At 44.4% G+C, this 16163-nt stretch carries 17 protein-coding genes and 1 pseudogene; 17 read left to right on the top strand and 1 reads right to left on the bottom strand.

All coding sequences use genetic code 11. From position 1 onward, the window contains the following. Positions 1-15 precede the first annotated feature (15 nt). From ACTQ16_RS14715 to ACTQ16_RS14635, 17 genes are all read left to right on the top strand, one after another. Positions 16-252 (top strand): acyl carrier protein, encoded by a 237-nt coding sequence (locus ACTQ16_RS14715; protein WP_441938089.1) that lies wholly within the window; start codon positions 16-18, stop codon positions 250-252. Positions 253-255: 3 nt separating this feature from the next. After that, entirely contained in the window at positions 256-1221 is a 966-nt protein-coding gene (locus tag ACTQ16_RS14710; protein ID WP_441938087.1) for an AAC(3) family N-acetyltransferase, read from the top strand. A gap of 2 nt (positions 1222-1223) precedes the next feature. Beyond that, positions 1224-2393 carry an alanine racemase gene (gene alr / locus ACTQ16_RS14705; protein ID WP_441938086.1) on the top strand — a complete coding sequence of 390 codons (1170 nt, stop codon included), beginning with the start codon at positions 1224-1226 and terminating at the stop codon, positions 2391-2393. Then, positions 2383-3486, top strand: a complete 1104-nt coding sequence (locus ACTQ16_RS14700; RefSeq protein ID WP_441938085.1) for a hypothetical protein — start codon at positions 2383-2385, stop codon at positions 3484-3486. The genes alr and ACTQ16_RS14700 overlap by 11 nt, the downstream gene beginning before the upstream one ends. Positions 3487-3617: 131 nt before the next feature. Next, positions 3618-4709, top strand: a complete 1092-nt coding sequence (locus ACTQ16_RS14695) for a polysaccharide biosynthesis protein (protein ID WP_441938084.1) — start codon at positions 3618-3620, stop codon at positions 4707-4709. 87 nt (positions 4710-4796) lie between these two features. Continuing rightward, positions 4797-6068, top strand: coding sequence for a polysaccharide biosynthesis C-terminal domain-containing protein (locus tag ACTQ16_RS14690; protein WP_441938083.1), 1272 nt, complete (start codon positions 4797-4799; stop codon positions 6066-6068). A gap of 4 nt (positions 6069-6072) precedes the next feature. After that, a complete protein-coding gene (gene wecB / locus ACTQ16_RS14685; RefSeq protein ID WP_441938082.1) occupies positions 6073-7260 on the top strand; it encodes a non-hydrolyzing UDP-N-acetylglucosamine 2-epimerase in 1188 nt (395 codons plus the stop codon). Positions 7261-7262: 2 nt separating this feature from the next. Beyond that, on the top strand, positions 7263-7670 hold the full coding sequence (locus ACTQ16_RS14680; RefSeq protein WP_441938114.1) for a WbuC family cupin fold metalloprotein: 408 nt from the start codon (positions 7263-7265) through the stop codon (positions 7668-7670). A 51-nt stretch (positions 7671-7721) separates the two neighbouring features. Further along, the gene (locus ACTQ16_RS14675) at positions 7722-8972 is read left to right on the top strand and encodes a glycosyltransferase family 4 protein (protein ID WP_441938080.1); all 1251 of its coding nucleotides are present in this window, start codon (positions 7722-7724) and stop codon (positions 8970-8972) included. Positions 8973-8977: 5 nt separating this feature from the next. Then, positions 8978-9586 carry a sugar transferase gene (locus tag ACTQ16_RS14670; protein ID WP_441938078.1) on the top strand — a complete coding sequence of 203 codons (609 nt, stop codon included), beginning with the start codon at positions 8978-8980 and terminating at the stop codon, positions 9584-9586. A 6-nt stretch (positions 9587-9592) separates the two neighbouring features. Next, positions 9593-10243: a NeuD/PglB/VioB family sugar acetyltransferase gene (locus tag ACTQ16_RS14665; RefSeq protein ID WP_441938076.1), complete on the top strand. Its 651-nt coding sequence runs from the start codon at positions 9593-9595 to the stop codon at positions 10241-10243. 40 nt (positions 10244-10283) lie between these two features. Next, a complete protein-coding gene (locus ACTQ16_RS14660) occupies positions 10284-10511 on the top strand; it encodes an acyl carrier protein (protein WP_441938074.1) in 228 nt (75 codons plus the stop codon). A gap of 10 nt (positions 10512-10521) precedes the next feature. Then, complete coding sequence (locus tag ACTQ16_RS14655; protein ID WP_441938072.1) at positions 10522-11277, top strand: SDR family NAD(P)-dependent oxidoreductase; 756 nt, start codon at positions 10522-10524, stop codon at positions 11275-11277. 18 nt (positions 11278-11295) lie between these two features. Next, positions 11296-12294 (top strand): 3-oxoacyl-ACP synthase III family protein, encoded by a 999-nt coding sequence (locus tag ACTQ16_RS14650; RefSeq protein WP_441938071.1) that lies wholly within the window; start codon positions 11296-11298, stop codon positions 12292-12294. 9 nt (positions 12295-12303) lie between these two features. Continuing rightward, positions 12304-13302: a 3-oxoacyl-ACP synthase III family protein gene (locus ACTQ16_RS14645; protein ID WP_441938069.1), complete on the top strand. Its 999-nt coding sequence runs from the start codon at positions 12304-12306 to the stop codon at positions 13300-13302. A gap of 173 nt (positions 13303-13475) precedes the next feature. Continuing rightward, entirely contained in the window at positions 13476-14183 is a 708-nt protein-coding gene (locus tag ACTQ16_RS14640) for an HIT domain-containing protein (protein ID WP_441938067.1), read from the top strand. Further along, the gene (locus tag ACTQ16_RS14635; protein WP_441938065.1) at positions 14161-15459 is read left to right on the top strand and encodes a prenyltransferase/squalene oxidase repeat-containing protein; all 1299 of its coding nucleotides are present in this window, start codon (positions 14161-14163) and stop codon (positions 15457-15459) included. The genes ACTQ16_RS14640 and ACTQ16_RS14635 overlap by 23 nt, the downstream gene beginning before the upstream one ends. A gap of 91 nt (positions 15460-15550) precedes the next feature. Here the strand turns inward: ACTQ16_RS14635 and ACTQ16_RS14630 are convergent. Continuing rightward, positions 15551-16163, bottom strand: a pseudogene (locus ACTQ16_RS14630) (transposase); the annotation flags it as partial.

The raw sequence follows: 16163 nt of genomic DNA, 5'->3' as shown, positions 1-16163 counted from the left end.
TAAAATAGAATAACAATGGATCAGAATGTAATTAATGACGTAAAGCGTTTGGCTTTTGAAGTACTCAAGGATGAAAACATCATGTCTCAGGAAGACTTCAACTTTATGGATGCAGAAAATATGGACTCCGTTAATCGAGTAGCCATCTTGGTTGCTATCGAGAAAGAATATGACTTCATCTTCAAGTTAAAGGAAATCTCTTCTTGGAATACCGTGATGGAGCTTGCTGAAATTGTAGAAAAGAAAATGTAAGCAATGAGATTAGGTTCAATTTATCATAGAATAGTGTTGGCTTCGCCCAAGGTGGAGGTTGCTTTGCGTTGCCTCTACTGGAACAATGTGAAGACCTTGAAGAAGCTCCGAGGAGCTTCTTCTGAGGGTGTGCGTGTGGACGAGACCAAACCTATTGACTTTAACAAGATTATTGCCTACTTGCGTGACAATGGCGTGAAGAAGGATGACATCATGGTGATTCATTCGTCTTACAATGCACTTGCAGGTGCTAAGTTGTCGGCAGAGGAAGTTATTGACAAGTTGTATGAGTTGGTCAACGAGGGCGGCTCATTGGCTATGCCTGCAATTCGTTCGTTTGAGGAAGAGAACAGCGATGGCGATTATATAGAAAACTATATGGATGATGTGGCTCAGAATTTCACAACGGTCTATAATGTTTTCCAATCTCCTGTAACTGCCGGTCTCCTTCCTTTCACCCTTATGCGTTATGATGATGCGGAAATCAGTAAGTTTCCGCTCAATCCTCTTACTGCAATTGGTGCTCATGCCGAGGCTATGATGGAGCATAACATAGAAGGTGAATTGCCAACGGCTCACGGACCAAACAGTGCTTGGGCTTATTGTGCAGAACATGATGCTTGGAACATCGGTATTGGGGTGGATATAAAAGACTACCTCACCATCTTCCATGTGTCGCAGGAAATACCTGAATGGCCAGTAAAGGACTGGTATTTTGAGCGCGACTTCATTATCAAAAAAAGTAAGCGAGAGACTCCTTTGCGCATACGCGAACGCAGGCACAGATGGACAAAATACTTCGCAGAAGCCAACTTCTACAATGACCTTCAGACGGCAGGTATCTTGAAATCTGCTGTCATTGATGGCGTGCCGGTTTATATGACACGTTCTAAAGAATTGTTCAACTATATTAATAACCAGAAGAATCCAACGTACCCCTACTTCGTTCCGAAGAAGTACAGAATATAACAATGGAAATCATTGTAAATCAGATGGAGCGCAGGTCATGGATTGAGATAGACCTTGACCAGATAAAGCAGAACTATTTCATTTATAAGAATAGCTTACAGACAGATGCTGAAATAATGGCTGTAATCAAAGCTGATGCCTACGGCCATGGTGATGCTCATATTGCAAGGTGGTTGTCCGAACAAGGATGCCGACTTTTTGCAGTATCGAATATCGATGAAGCTGTTGGACTGAGGAATGCAGGTATCAAAGGAGAAATCCTGATTTTGGGATATACCTCTCCAAAGTATGCGAAGACATTGTCTTACCTTGATTTGTCGCAAGCTATCGTTTCTGAAGAGTATGCAGAGGCGTTGAGTCAAACAGGTCAAAGAGTAAAATGCCAGTTTGCCATTGATACTGGAATGAACCGAATAGGTTTAGACGGTGATAACACAAGTTCATGCGAAGAGATTATTCGTAAATATTCAGACTCTTTGATAGTAGAAGGTTTGTTTACCCACTTGTGTGTAGCCGATACCGACTCAGAAGATGCAAAGGAGTTTACTTATGGCCAAATTCGAAAGTTTAAGGCTGTTGCAGATGCTGTTGCCGACTTGAAACTGCCTTTCGTGCATTGCTGCAATTCGGCTGGCGGTCTTTATTACTTGAAAAGCAGTTCCGAATTTGAGGGTATTGGGAAAATTGTGCGTTTAGGGATAGTGCTATATGGATTAAAACCGGATGTCGATAATCATCTGCCTAATGGAGTGAAACCAGCTATGACATGGAAATCGGTAGTGTCAATGGTGAAGAACGTTCATCCTGGAGAAACGATTGGATATGGTAGAACTTTCATGGTTAAAAAGGAAATGAAGGTGGCTACTGTCACAACAGGTTATGCCGATGGCCTAAACAGACTGCTTTCGAATAAAGGATTCGTTATGATTAATGGCTGTAAAGCACCAATTGTAGGGCGAATCTGTATGGATCAAACTTTGGTGGATGTGACAGAAATCCCAGACGTAAAAATGGGGGCTGAAGTGGTTATTATCGGTGAAAGTGGAGATTTGACCTATACGGCTGATGATATGGCTCAGGACCTCGGAACTATAGGATATGAAGTGATTTGTAACATTACTAAACGAGTACAAAGGTTTTATTGTACACATGGATTGTTATATGCATTATAATATTAATAAGGAGAAGAAAAGCCTTTCTCCCCTCTGTTTTCTCCCCTCAGGCAGATTGGTATGCTACCGTTGGGGAGAAGTGCTCATTTTGGAAAACGGCAAGTTGGTGAAATCCTTTTCTATTTTCAAGAGCAAGAAAGAGAGAATACTTGGGCATTGGAGATACTTGTATCGCTTGCTTAGAATGGGAGTGCGTTCTGCTTGGGCTCTCAACGAAGATATTGTGCTACTTTCTGTAGGGAGTATGATTTATGAGCTGGACTTAAATTCGGGTCAGCTGTCAGAGGGGTTCTTCTGTGGTGAAGGTATTCGACCATTGATATTTACTCAGGTGGAAGGGATTTCTTCTGTAGATGATGGGATTTACTTTGGAGGGTATCTTGGCAATAGGGATAAAAAGCCGGTATCGGTATATAAACGTATCGGTAATGATAAGTGGAATGTTGTATATACATTCCCGCAAGGCACCATTAATCACGTTCATGCTATCGTGAATGACCCTTATCGCGATTGCCTTTGGATATTCACAGGTGATTTTGATGATGCTTCTGCGATATGGAAGGTGACAGACAATTTCAAAAGGGTAGAACGTATATGCTGCAACGACCAGAAGTATCGTGGTTGTGTAGTTTTTGCGCTTCCTGAGGGTTTGCTTTATGCTACTGACGCTCCCTTTGCAGATGATTTTATCTATTTGATGAATCCTATGGATTATTCCGTGAAAATGATAGCTCCTATTGATGGTTCTTGCATCTATGGTTGTCAGTGGAAAAACAAATATGTTTTCTCTACTACTGTGGAAGGCGATGGCCGAAATACATCTCGAATGGAATTCTATTTCGGTCGTAAGAGAGGTGCTGGCATCAAGGATGAGTATGTACACATGTACTGCGGTAATCTACAGGAAGGTTTCACAGAAATCTATAAGGAGAAGAAAGACTGCATGCCATATTATACCTTCCAGTTCGGAGTGTTTAAGTTCCCTTATGGAGTGAATAATACCGATACGCTTTATTTCCAGCCTGTGGCGACACGAAATGACTTGAAGTTGATGAGTCTAAGAGACTACAAGACAAATAGACAAAAAGACTAAGAGATTAAGATTATGAACATACTATTTTTGACCATGGAGTCGGGACTGAGGAATGTTTCGGCAAGAGGTTACTTATAGAAAATAATATAATGAACATTAAAACAAAAGAATAAATTTAAACAATTATTAATATGAGCATTTTCAAAGACAAAGTCCTCCTTATTACAGGAGGCACCGGCTCGTTCGGTAATGCAGTACTTCGTCGCTTTCTTGATAGCGACATTCGTGAAATCCGTATTCTATCACGCGATGAGAAGAAACAGGATGATATGCGTCACTTTCTTCAGGCTAATCGCTCGGATGTGGCTCATAAGGTGAAGTTCTATATCGGCAACGTGCGCGACCGTCAGGCTGTGGATTTCGCAATGGCAGGTGTAGATTATGTGTTCTCTGCGGCTGCTCTGAAGCAGGTGCCATCGTGCGAGTTCTTCCCTATGGAAGCTGTACGTACGAATGTTGAGGGTACGAACAATGTGCTGCTTTCTGCTATTGCACATGAGGTGAAGAACGTAGTGGTGCTTTCTACCGACAAAGCTGCATATCCTATCAATGCCATGGGCATCTCCAAGGCGATGATGGAGAAGGTAGCTATTGCCCAGGGACGTGCGCTTGGAGCAAACTCAAAGACTACTATCTGCTGCACTCGCTATGGTAATGTGATGGCAAGCCGAGGAAGCGTGATTCCTCTGTGGGTAGAGCAGATGATGGAAGGCAAGCCTATCACCATCACCGACCCTAACATGACTCGATATATGATGACCCTCGATGATGCCGTTGACCTTGTTATTTATGCATTTGAACATGGAAACAATGGAGATCTTTTCGTTCAGAAAGCACCTGCAGCTACTCTTGCGGTATTGGCAGAAGCTCTCAAGCAGACCTATGCTAAAATCGATCCAAAGTACGGAGAGACAGAAGTGAAGGTGATTGGTACTCGCCATGGTGAGAAGCTCTACGAAACACTGGTCACACGAGAGGAAATGCTTCGCTCGGAGGATATGGGCAACTATTTCCGCATTCCATGCGACAGTCGTGACCTCAACTATGACAAGTTCTTCACTGAGGGAGATGATGCCATCAGCCGCACAGAAGACTATCACAGCCATAACACTCGCAGACTTGATGTTGAGGGTATGAAAGAATTGCTTTTGAAACTCAACTTCATTCGCGAAGACCTCGGTTTGCAGCCAAAAGCAAAATCAAGAGATTACAGAAGCGAATGATATTAACGAACACGAATCTAACGAATATATATCGTTGCAATCATTCGTGTAATTCGTGCAATTCGTGTTCAAAAAGAAATAGTTATCATGCGTATTTTAGTAACAGGAGCAAAAGGTTTCGTTGGCAAGAACCTTTGCTCCCAACTCAATAACATAAAGGAAGGCAAGGCACGTTGTTATGGCGACTTGCAGATTGATGCCGTTTATGAATACGACATCGACTCCACTCCAGAGCAGCTCGATGAGTGGTGCAAGGAATGCGACTTCGTCTTCAATCTTGCAGGCGTGAACCGCCCGAAAGACCCGGAAGAGTTTATGAAGGGCAACTTCGGATTTGCCTCCACTTTGCTCAACAACCTGAAGAAGTATAATAACAACTGCCCTGTTATGATTAGCAGCTCCATCCAAGCCACCCTTGCAGGTCGTTTCGGCACAAGCGAATACGGCAAGAGCAAGAAAGCTGGTGAGGAACTGATGTTCGAATACGGCAAGGAGACAGGCGCCAAGGTGCTCGTCTATCGTTTCCCGAACCTCTTCGGCAAGTGGTGCAGACCGAACTACAATTCTGCCATCGCCACATTCTGCAACAACATCGCCAACGATCTCCCCATACAGGTCAATGACCGCAGTGTGGAAATGGAGCTGCTCTATATAGATGATTTGGTAGATGAGATGATAAGAGCACTCAAAGGGGAAGCACACTACTGTACCTATGATGGACTCGATCCCGTACCGGCAAATAATTCGTGTGATTCGTGCAATTCGTGTTCTGAAAATCACTTGTATTGCTACTGCCCAATCACCCACAAGACCTCTTTGGGTGAAATCGTTGACATCATCCACGAGTGTGCCGATGCAGCAGCCAACAAGGACGGTATCAATATGATCGCCCTCCCTCAGGGCAGTCTCCGCTACAAGCTCATGACCACCTATCTCTCGTACCTCCCAAAGGAGAAAGCGATATATGACCACAAGATGAATGTGGATGCAAGGGGTTCTTTCACGGAACTCTTGCACACGCTTAACTGCGGACAGGTGAGCATAAATATCTCCAAGCCCGGAATCACCAAGGGCGAGCATTGGCATCACTCAAAGTTTGAATACTTTACTGTTGTTTCAGGCCATGGATTGATTCAGCTTCGCCCCGAAAATCCGTTGAATCCGTCTGATCCGTGTTCAGAAATCATCGAATATGAGGTGAGTGGCGACAAGATCCAATCCGTCATCATGCTCCCTGGCTACACTCATAACATCATCAATCTGAGTGAAAACGAAGACCTCGTGACCGTCATGTACTGCAACGAGATTTTCAACCCTCAGCGTCCTGACACATATTTTGATAAGGTAGTAAAAGAATAACTTTATGGAAAAGCAACCGAAATTTGATTATACCGATATTCATTGGCAAGACAACGGCAAGCTGAAGCTCATTATCGTGGTGGGCACACGTCCTGAGATCATCCGTCTTGCCGCAGTCATCAACAAGTGCCGCAAGTACTTTGACGTTATCCTAGCCCATACAGGTCAGAACTACGACTACAACCTAAACGGCATCTTCTTCCGCGACCTGAAGCTCGCAGAACCCGAGGTCTATATGGATGCAGTTGGCGATGACCTTGGCGCAACTTGCGGCAACATCATCAACTGCTCGTACAAGCTCTTTGCAGCATTGAAGCCTGATGGAGTGCTCGTCCTTGGCGACACCAACTCCTGCCTGAGCGTCATTGGCGCAAAGCGTCTGCACATCCCTATCTTCCACATGGAAGCAGGCAACCGCTGCAAGGACGAATGCCTCCCCGAAGAAACCAACCGCAGAATCGTGGATATCATCTCTGATGTGAACATGGCATATTCAGAGCACGCTAGACGTTACCTTGCCGATTGCGGACTGCCGAAGGAGCGAACCTACGTCACCGGCTCACCTATGGCAGAGGTGCTCCATGAGAATCTCGCAGAGATAGAAGCAAGCGATGTGCATCAGCGTCTCGGCTTGGAGAAGGGCAAATATATCCTGCTCTCTGCCCACCGTGAGGAGAACATCGACACAGAGAAGAACTTCCTCTCGCTCTTCAATGCCATCAACAAAATGGCAGAGAAATACGACATGCCGATCCTCTACAGTTGCCATCCTCGCTCACGCAACCGTCTTGCAGCCAGCGGCTTCCAGCTCGACAAGCGCGTCATCCAGCATGAGCCTCTCGGTTTCCATGATTACAACTGCCTCCAGATGAACGCCTTTGCAGTCGTGTCTGACTCTGGCACGCTCCCCGAGGAATCATCCTTCTTCACCAGCGTTGGTCACCCCTTCCCTGCCATCTGCATCCGTACATCTACCGAACGTCCCGAAGCCATTGACAAGGGCGACTTTATCATTGCCGGCATCGACGAGAAGAGCCTCCTTCTGGCAGTAGATACTGCTGTTGAGCTCTGCAAGGACGGTCAGCATGGAATCCCTGTGCCTGACTATGTGGACGAGAACGTAAGCACCAAGGTTGTGAAGATTATCCAGAGTTATGTGGGTATCGTCAATAAGATGGTGTGGAGGAAATAAAAATGATTATTGATCAAAAAATAATGGACTCCCTTTCGCAACAGGCGAAGGAGAGTCCTCGATTGAGGCAAGCGTTTGACTTGCGCACCACACCGATCGACTCATCTCAGCGCATCCTCAATGCTGTAGAACCGGGCGCTATCCTCCCCATTCATCGTCATAGAGGCTCTACCGAAACGATTATTGTACTTCGCGGAAAAGTGGCGCAACATTATTATAACGATGCTGGTGAGAAGACTGCCTCTTATGAGCTTGCGCCCAATACCGCCCAAGTAGGCATGAGCGTCCCTGTAGGCCAATGGCATGCCTTGGAATCCCTTGAAGAAGGAAGCGTCATATTCGAATCCAAAGATGGAGCCTACCAGCCACTGTCAGCGGAAGATATTCTGGAAGTTGCGCAAGAAGGATAGTAATAGGCTTGCACATTGAATGCTTATAATGTAGTTTATAAATAAATGATTATGAACATACTATTTCTAACTATGTCCTCGGAAATGAGGAATGTCTCGGCAAGTGGGATTTATACGGACTTGATGCGGAAGTTCTGCGATGAGGGGCATGAGGTGTATATCATCTACCCGAATGAGAGGCGGACGGGATTGCCTACCGCTGTTGAGGTGAACAATGGCGTGCATTGCCTTGGGGTGAGGACGCTCAACGTGACCAAGACTTCCATCATCGAGAAGGGTGTCGGACAGCTGCTATTGGAGGACTTGTTTATGCGCGCCATGAACAAGTACTTCAGCGATGTGCGGTTCGACCTTATCCTGTATAGCACGCCTCCCATCACGTTCAACAAGGTGATCAAGGCGGCAAAGAGGAGGAACCCTGAGGCTATGACCTACCTGCTGCTGAAGGATATCTTTCCGCAGAATGCCGTTGATCTGGGAATGATGACGAAAACGGGCGTGAAAGGAATGCTCTACAGGATGTTCCGAAAGAAGGAGAAGGAGCTCTATCGCATCTCTGACTTCATCGGCTGCATGAGTCCCGCGAATGTGCGCTTTGTACTGGAGCATAACCCGGAGGTGAAGGCGGAGAAGGTGGAGATTGCGCCTAATTCGTATGATGTGCCTTCTGGAGACGAAGAGACAAAGAGACTAAGAGACGAAAAGACAAAGGGACGAAGAGACGAAGAGACGAAGAGTATAAGGGAGAAATATGGGTTGCCAACGGATAAGCCTATATTTATCTATGGTGGCAATATGGGAAAGCCGCAAGGTATTCCGTTTCTGGTGGAGTGTATGAGGGCGGTTAAGGACCGTGAGGATTGCCATTTCGTGATTGTGGGTGACGGTACGGAATACCCGAAGCTGGAGGCTTTCGTGAATGAGTGCCGTCCGAAGGCTGTGTCGGTCTTCCGCAGATTGCCCAAGGAGGATTATGACCGATTGGCTGATGCGTGCGATGTGGGCTTGATCTTCCTCGACTATCGCTTCACTATCCCTAACTACCCGAGCCGTCTGTTGCCTTACCTGATGAGCCGCAAGCCTATCATTGCCTGCACTGACCCGAACTGCGATACGGGAGCGTTGGCAGAGCAGAACGGCTATGGCTTCTATTGCCCGAGCAATTCGGTGGAGGCGTTTGTCAAGACTATCGACTGCATGCTCGCTTCCGACATCCGTCAGATGGGCGAAAACGGCTATCAGTTCTTCCTCGATAACTATACCACAGAGCATACGTTCAGGGCGATAATGAATCATTTTTAGTAATTATGTACAAACATTTTTTCAAGCGGGTGATTGACTTCACCATCACATTAGCCGCACTATTGGTCATCTGGCCGATACTGCTCATCATCTACATCTGGCTCACCATCGCCAACAAAGGGGCTGGGGCATTCTTCTTACAGGAGAGGCCTGGCAAGGATGGCAAGATATTCAAGGTCATAAAATTCAAGACCATGACCGACGAGCGGGACGCCAACGGCAATCTCCTTCCCGATGCCGACCGCCTCACAAAGGTTGGGAAGTTCGTCCGCTCCACATCAATCGACGAGCTCCCGCAGCTCATCAACGTGCTCAAGGGCGACATGGCATTGATTGGTCCGCGACCTTTGTTGGTGCAGTATCTTCCTCTTTATAGTAGGGAGCAGATGCGCAGGCATGAGGTGAGACCAGGCATCTCGGGATGGGCGCAATGCCACGGTCGCAATGCCATCAGCTGGACGGAGAAGTTCAAGCTCGATGTGTGGTATGTGGATCATTGCACCCTCATGACCGACTTTAAAGTGATATTTATCACAATAAAGAAAGTGCTTGTGCGTGACGGCATCTCAGCTGAAGGACAAGCCACAATGGAAGCATTTAATGGACATAATTAATATAAAATGAAAGATATAGCAATATTTGGTGCAGGCGGCTTCGGACGTGAAGTAGCTTGCTTGATAAGGTTGATAAATGAAAGCCTTGAAGAACCCCGTTGGAATCTGATAGGTTTCTTTGACGACAATGAAGAAATAAAAGGGACAGCCAATGAATATGGTAAGGTGTTGGGCGGAATGGAAACGTTGAATGTGTGGAAGACTCCGTTGGACATTGCCATAGCTGTTGGTAATCCACAAGTGGTCAGAAAGATTGCTGGAGGAGTAAACAATCCGTTGGTGGATTTCCCGAATATCATTGCTCCAAGTGTGACATGGTTGGACAAAAACAATGTCAGAATGGGCAAGGGAAATCTTCTATGCTCAGGATGCTTGGTCAGTTGTAACATTGAAATAGGAAATTTCAATATCTTCAACGGATATATACCCATTGGGCATGACACGAGAATTGGCAACTATAACGTGATAATGCCTTCGTGCAATATCTCAGGCGGCATAACCATGGGCGACTGCAACTTTATGGGAGTGAAGAGTGTAGTATTGCAATATCTGAAAATCGGCAATAATACCCGTATTGGAGCTGGATCTGTAGTAATGAGAAATACAAAGGATGGGTACCTATACATTGGCATTCCTGCACAGAAATTGGATGTTTAAGAATCGTATTTTTAGTATTAATCAATAAATTGTTAGAAAAATGGACAAAAATCAATTCTTGGCGAACTTCGCCGACCAGTTTGATGACACAGATGCTTCAGAAATCACGATGTCAACAGAGTTTCACGAACTTGACGAGTGGTCTTCACTCACGGGCATGGGTGTGATTGCCCTTGCTAAAACAGAATATGGCAAGGCTATAACTGGAGCAGAGCTTAAAGCTTGCGTCACAGTTGAGGATGTTTTTAATCTCATCAACAACAAGTAAGCTGCGGATTATGACAGAGATATACAATCCGTTTACCTTAGAAGGCAAACAGATTCTTGTCACTGGAGCATCATCAGGCATAGGCAAAGCTACGGCTTTTGCCTGTGCCAAGATGGGTGCAACGGTGATAATGAACGGAAGGAATACTGAGCGGTTGAATGAGATTATAAACCTGTTGCCAGAAGGCGAACATAAAGTTATGGCTGCAGACTTGAGTGACAGGGAAGTTGTGAAAACAATGGTTGTGGAAATGCCAAAGCTCGACGGTGTCGTGATGTGTGCCGGAGTGGCAAACCGCATTCCATGCAAGGCTGTCACACAAGAGGACATTGACTTTGTGATGAAGACCAACATAGAAGCTCCTATGCTTCTTCAGGCGGAACTCCTTGCCAAGAAGAAGGTGAATAAGGGCGCTTCAATCGTATATATAGCTTCACGTGCATACGAGAGTCCTTCTATGGGCAATGCAATATACAGTGCATCAAAGGGTGCTGTCGTGTCATACGCAAAATGTCTTGCCCTTGAATTGGCACCACGTCAGATACGTGTAAACTGCATCTGTCCTGGTATGGTATGGACTGATATGATCACAAATGTCCTCAGCGAAGAGGATTTAAAAATGGCAGAACAGAACTATCCTCTGAAAAGGTTTGGACAAGTGGATGACGTGGCAAACCTCGCAATATATCTGTTGAGTGACGCATCTTCATGGATGACAGGTGGAGCAATAGACATTAGCGGAGGAGGAGAAGGTGTATTAGTATAATCTAAAAAGAAAATCAATATGGCATATATTAAGTCAATAAAATGTTTTACCCCCCCCCATACGTTGGATAACAATGCTTTACAAGAGCAATTAAAGAACTCGTGTGTAGAGAAAACAGCTAAGGGTGTAGGGGTGTCAAATCGTCACATTGCAAGTAATGATACTACGGCAGGTGACATGACCGTTGAGGCTGCAAACCTACTGTTTGAAAAGAGTGGAATAAAAAGAGAGGAGATTGATTTCATCATCATGGCTACACAATCTCCCGACCATTTCCTCCCACCAACAGCATGTATTATACAGGACAAACTTAACATCCCGACTACAGCAGGAGCTTTCGACTTTGACCTTGGCTGCTCAGGTTATGTGTATGGTCTTGCCATTGCAGGAAGTTTCGTTGACAGCGGACTTGCGAAGAATGTATTGCTTCTTACTGGAGACACCATAACAAGATTCATTCATCCTGAAGACAATAACAGGGTACTGTTCGGAGAGGCGGCAAGCGCGACAGTAATTTCAACGAATGGTTTTGCAAGAATAGGAAATTTTGAAAAAGGAACTGATGGTAGTGGCGCGGATTGTCTGATAGTAAAGAACGGTGCAGCAAGACATCTGACCCATACGGGGCACGAGACTTTGGACAATGAAGGAAATATGAGAAGGGACGATTATTTCTATATGGATGGCTCAAGTGTATTTAATTTCACAATAGACAGAGTCCCTTCATTGATAAATGAGACTTTAAGACAAAACGAAATATCATTGGAAGAGGTTGACCATGTGGTTCTGCATCAGGCGAACAAGTTCATGCTGAATACACTGCGTAAGGTTTGCCATATTCCAAAGGAAAAATTCTATATAAATCTGGAGAATACAGGAAATACGACTTCCACGACCATTCCATTGGCTCTTGAAGACTGTTTGGATAAAGGTTTGTTCATGAATGGCGACAAAGTGCTAATAGCGGGATTTGGCGTGGGATTAAGTTGGGCAGGAACTGTATTGTCCTTTGAATAATAAAGAAAAATGGCATATATAAAAGGTATATCATATTATCTGCCCGAAAGGGTGGTTACCAATGAGGAACTTCTAAAGGAGTTCCCCGAATGGAGTGTGGATAAGGTTGCTGCAAAGGTTGGTGTTAACTCACGTCATCTTGCAGCAGCAGATGAGACCGCAGGAGATATGGCTGAGAAGGCTGCATGCAAGTTGTTTGAGGAATACAATGTCAATCCCAAAGAAATAGACTTTCTTCTTCTCTGCACACAGAGTTCCGACCATTTTCTCCCATCTACAGCCTGCATACTTCAGAATCGCTTAGGCATTCCCACATCATCAGGTGCGTTTGACTACAATCTTGGATGCTCGGGATGTGTTTATGGAATGGCAATGGCAAAGAGCTTTGTTGATAGCGGATTGGCAAAGAATGTTCTTCTGCTCACTGCAGAAACCTATCAGAAATACCTTCATCCTTCTGACAAGAGCAACCGCTCTATCTTTGGTGATGGGGCTGCAGCTTGTTTGATTTCAAATGAAGGAATAGCAGAGATTGGAGAATGCGTGCTTGGAACAGACGGCTCAGGGGCAGAACATCTTATCGTCAAGACAGGAGCTGCCCGTTGCAAACGGCCTACTGGAGTGGTCGCTGAGGATGCAGACGGACACCAGCGTTTCGATGATTATTTATATATGAATGGTTCTGCCATCTTCAATTTTACCCTCGATGCAGTACCAACTATGATGAAGGAAATACTCACAAAGAACAAAATGGAGAAGAACGAGGTTGATTACTACGTCTTCCATCAGGCAAACAAGTTTATGCTCAATACAATTCGCAAGGTATGCGTACTGCCCAAGGACAAGTTTTATGTAAATCTTGCAGAAACTGGCAATACCGTTTCTTCTACTGTTATGATTGGTTTGAAACAATGCCTTCAGGCTGGAGCAATCACTTCAGGAATGAAGGTGATGGTCACTGGCTTTGGAGTAGGATTGAGTTGGGGAGGGACGATTCTGAAGTTCTAACGCTATTATTTACAGCAACGTAACAAGATTGAGGCGTTGGGACTATGCCAATGGTTTGAAGAATATCCATAAGCAGGATTTCTCGGATGTTGTAGAAGAGGCAAAGCATGCAAATGGTTGAAAGGAACAAGAATAAAACCAATGAATAAAATGGCATCAATAGCCAAAGGGATATGGACGCTATGCTCGTATCTCTTTTGGACAAGATGGAAATAGTATTTTATGAAGATATGAACAAAGTCGTAGATCTATGCTGCCAGATGGAGGAGATATGCAGGTTCTGCTATCCACCAGAAAAGGAAAGAATACTTTATACAACTGAACATTTCTACGTGATGGTGTCTTTGGGACCTATAGTTGAAGGGTATCTGTTGATTATCAGTAAAGAGCATATCGGGGCTTGTCTTCATTTGCCTGCAGAATATTGGGATGAATTCAAGGCTCTTAAAGAGAAGGTAAGGCAAATATTGGTGAAAGTGTATGGTAGTTGCATATTTTACGAGCATGGCAAGATGGGGTCGTGTATTTTGGAGGGTATGGATCATATACATTGCTATCATGCACATCTGCATTGTATACCAGCAAAGGTGGAGCTAAACTTGCGTATCGAGAAGGAAATCGCAGGTACTTGTTATGGTTCGTTAGACGAATGCTTTAATAAGAAAGAAGAGTTAGATCGTTACTTATTTGTTGAGGACGAGCGTATAATGACTTACCAGTCAGACTTTAAACTGCGACGACAATATCTGAGATATATGCTGGCAACAAGTCTGGATTGCGAAGATCGATGGGACTGGGTGGAGAATCAGAACTGGGAATTGATAGAGAAGACAATTGCGAGACTAAAACCACACTTTGATGAAAAATCTGTATTGCAATAAGCTGGATGCAGCAGTAAAAGCATGCACCAAGACTCTGACCGACAATCAGAGGCATGTAGGCGAAGATGTCGGTTGGCATCAACATTTGGGCACGAACAAAATTGGAATCGTTGCAACGTCTATCGCCTTGCTTTATTACAAAATGATAGGGAAGCCGTGCCGTGAGGAGGAACAATGCCTGTCATTCATTGGAAAGAGTCAAAATCAGGATGGTGGCTGGCCATATATATCGAATACAAAGGGTGAATCGAATGTAGAATCAACTTGTTGGGCGTTACAAGCACTGAAACGCTATAATGAGGTAAACACCTATGATGAAATATTAAGGAAAGGTATCGATTGGATTGTATCTCAGCATACCTTTATTGCGGATAATGATAGTGGTTGGGGGTTCATAAAGGAGTCGGTACCTAGAGTGTACATTACAGCACTCGTATTGCGTACACTTGTAATGCTTGGTAGAAAAGACTTACAAGAGTTTGAGTCTGCAAAACAGTGGATTGTTAATGCGCAGAATGAAGATGGAGGCTGGGGAGAGTTGTCTGACAGAGGTTCAAGCTTCTTCTTTACAAGTTATGTCATTGTGTCTTTGTTAGAGTGCGGTTATCAGAAAACGGATGGTGTGATAAAGAAAGCTAAGACCTGGTTGGAGATGCGATTGTGTGAATTCGATATGGAAGACGCCAGTCTGTTATGCTATATGGAATTCATAGAAAAGGGTGTAGGTGAGAAACGTGTCCGAATACCATTCTTTCACTATGTATTGCCATACGTCATTATAGCCGGTATTAGGTTGGATGTTGATAATAGGACTATATTCAAGGCTATAACACTGCTTGAATCACGGACTCAGGATGGGGAAATAGAGCATCCTATGTTAGAAAATTCGAAAATTAAGCCTATATGGGCGTTGTTTGACAGTGTTTTGTCTATAAAGGAATTTGAAGGACAGTTTGAGAAATGGAATGATTTACATGAAATCATATTGGTGTATAAGTGGTTTTGGACTTTCGGCAAGAAGAATCCTCTGAGATTTATTGTAAGATATTTTAACATGGTAGCGCGAACCATGATAATGGCCGCTGTGTTCTACGGTTCTTTTGTGTTGATAAAGGATAATTGGAATGCTGTAAATGAGTGGTTTGTGGGGCTGAAAGACTCTACGACTGGTGGTATTTTAATTTCAATGATAGCAGCAGTGGTACTATCAGGTCTGTCGTGGGGATTGAAGAAAGTAAAAAGTTGGGTTAACAAGTTAATTTTAGAAAAGGCTTGATAATATGAAGAAATCGGACATCTTTTGGCAGTCATATCTTAGCCTCGAAAAAGAACTTATTGAGGTGTCAAAGTTTATTTATGAGCCCACTTTAAAAAGGGGCATATTTTGAATCCAGTCTGACCAGTGTGGTCATTCTGAGTGAAACATAGCAATCGGCTCCGCTGGTGAATATCTGTCGAGAAATCGCTTTGAAAGAGCCGAAAGCTTCTCTGATAGGCCCGAAAAGGGCAAATATCGATCTTTGAAATGTTGAAATCAGGAATATTACCATCCTTCGGAGATTCATCCACATACATCTGCTATATGCATGCATACGATGTTTGAGCAAGCCCCTGTATCTGGTCTTGCCATTACGTGTATGAAAACTGTATTGGAACATGGCTGCTTCAACGTTATTCCGTTTATGCTGCTCCTCCAAAGGAAGGCTTTCTATCTGCTTCCTTAGCTGATAGGCTTTAATGTCTTTGTCTTCAAAGTAACGCCAACCGGTTTTGTTGTTCCATGGAATTCTCCATCGTTTTCTGGAGCCCTGCTTTGTGACAGCTTTGACGGCCTCATAGGTGTTGCCAGTAGCAATCTCCCTGACGGTCAGACCATCCTCGTCATGTGGTATCAGTTCCCATCTGCATCCACCTTGCATCTTGCCAGTCTTGAGCTGCATGGCATTGTGGTTCTTTGCAAACTCTCGATTGTCTGGACTT

The organism is Prevotella sp. LCP21S3_D2 (assembly GCF_052118345.1).
GTDB lineage: Bacteria > Bacteroidota > Bacteroidia > Bacteroidales > Bacteroidaceae > Prevotella.
Note: the sequence above shows the minus strand (reverse complement) of the source record. Positions and strands in the feature narration are given on the sequence as shown.

Bases quoted from the DNA above. Each gene is read 5' to 3' on its own strand.
- ACTQ16_RS14715 (WP_441938089.1), top strand. From the start codon at position 16: ATGGATCAGAATGTAATTAATGACGTAAAGCGTTTGGCTTTTGAAGTA.
- ACTQ16_RS14710 (WP_441938087.1), top strand. From the start codon at position 256: ATGAGATTAGGTTCAATTTATCATAGAATAGTGTTGGCTTCGCCCAAG.
- alr (WP_441938086.1), top strand. From the start codon at position 1,224: ATGGAAATCATTGTAAATCAGATGGAGCGCAGGTCATGGATTGAGATA.
- ACTQ16_RS14700 (WP_441938085.1), top strand. From the start codon at position 2,383: ATGCATTATAATATTAATAAGGAGAAGAAAAGCCTTTCTCCCCTCTGT.
- ACTQ16_RS14695 (WP_441938084.1), top strand. From the start codon at position 3,618: ATGAGCATTTTCAAAGACAAAGTCCTCCTTATTACAGGAGGCACCGGC.
- ACTQ16_RS14690 (WP_441938083.1), top strand. From the start codon at position 4,797: ATGCGTATTTTAGTAACAGGAGCAAAAGGTTTCGTTGGCAAGAACCTT.
- wecB (WP_441938082.1), top strand. From the start codon at position 6,073: ATGGAAAAGCAACCGAAATTTGATTATACCGATATTCATTGGCAAGAC.
- ACTQ16_RS14680 (WP_441938114.1), top strand. From the start codon at position 7,263: ATGATTATTGATCAAAAAATAATGGACTCCCTTTCGCAACAGGCGAAG.
- ACTQ16_RS14675 (WP_441938080.1), top strand. From the start codon at position 7,722: ATGAACATACTATTTCTAACTATGTCCTCGGAAATGAGGAATGTCTCG.
- ACTQ16_RS14670 (WP_441938078.1), top strand. From the start codon at position 8,978: ATGTACAAACATTTTTTCAAGCGGGTGATTGACTTCACCATCACATTA.
- ACTQ16_RS14665 (WP_441938076.1), top strand. From the start codon at position 9,593: ATGAAAGATATAGCAATATTTGGTGCAGGCGGCTTCGGACGTGAAGTA.
- ACTQ16_RS14660 (WP_441938074.1), top strand. From the start codon at position 10,284: ATGGACAAAAATCAATTCTTGGCGAACTTCGCCGACCAGTTTGATGAC.
- ACTQ16_RS14655 (WP_441938072.1), top strand. From the start codon at position 10,522: ATGACAGAGATATACAATCCGTTTACCTTAGAAGGCAAACAGATTCTT.
- ACTQ16_RS14650 (WP_441938071.1), top strand. From the start codon at position 11,296: ATGGCATATATTAAGTCAATAAAATGTTTTACCCCCCCCCATACGTTG.
- ACTQ16_RS14645 (WP_441938069.1), top strand. From the start codon at position 12,304: ATGGCATATATAAAAGGTATATCATATTATCTGCCCGAAAGGGTGGTT.
- ACTQ16_RS14640 (WP_441938067.1), top strand. From the start codon at position 13,476: ATGGACGCTATGCTCGTATCTCTTTTGGACAAGATGGAAATAGTATTT.
- ACTQ16_RS14635 (WP_441938065.1), top strand. From the start codon at position 14,161: ATGAAAAATCTGTATTGCAATAAGCTGGATGCAGCAGTAAAAGCATGC.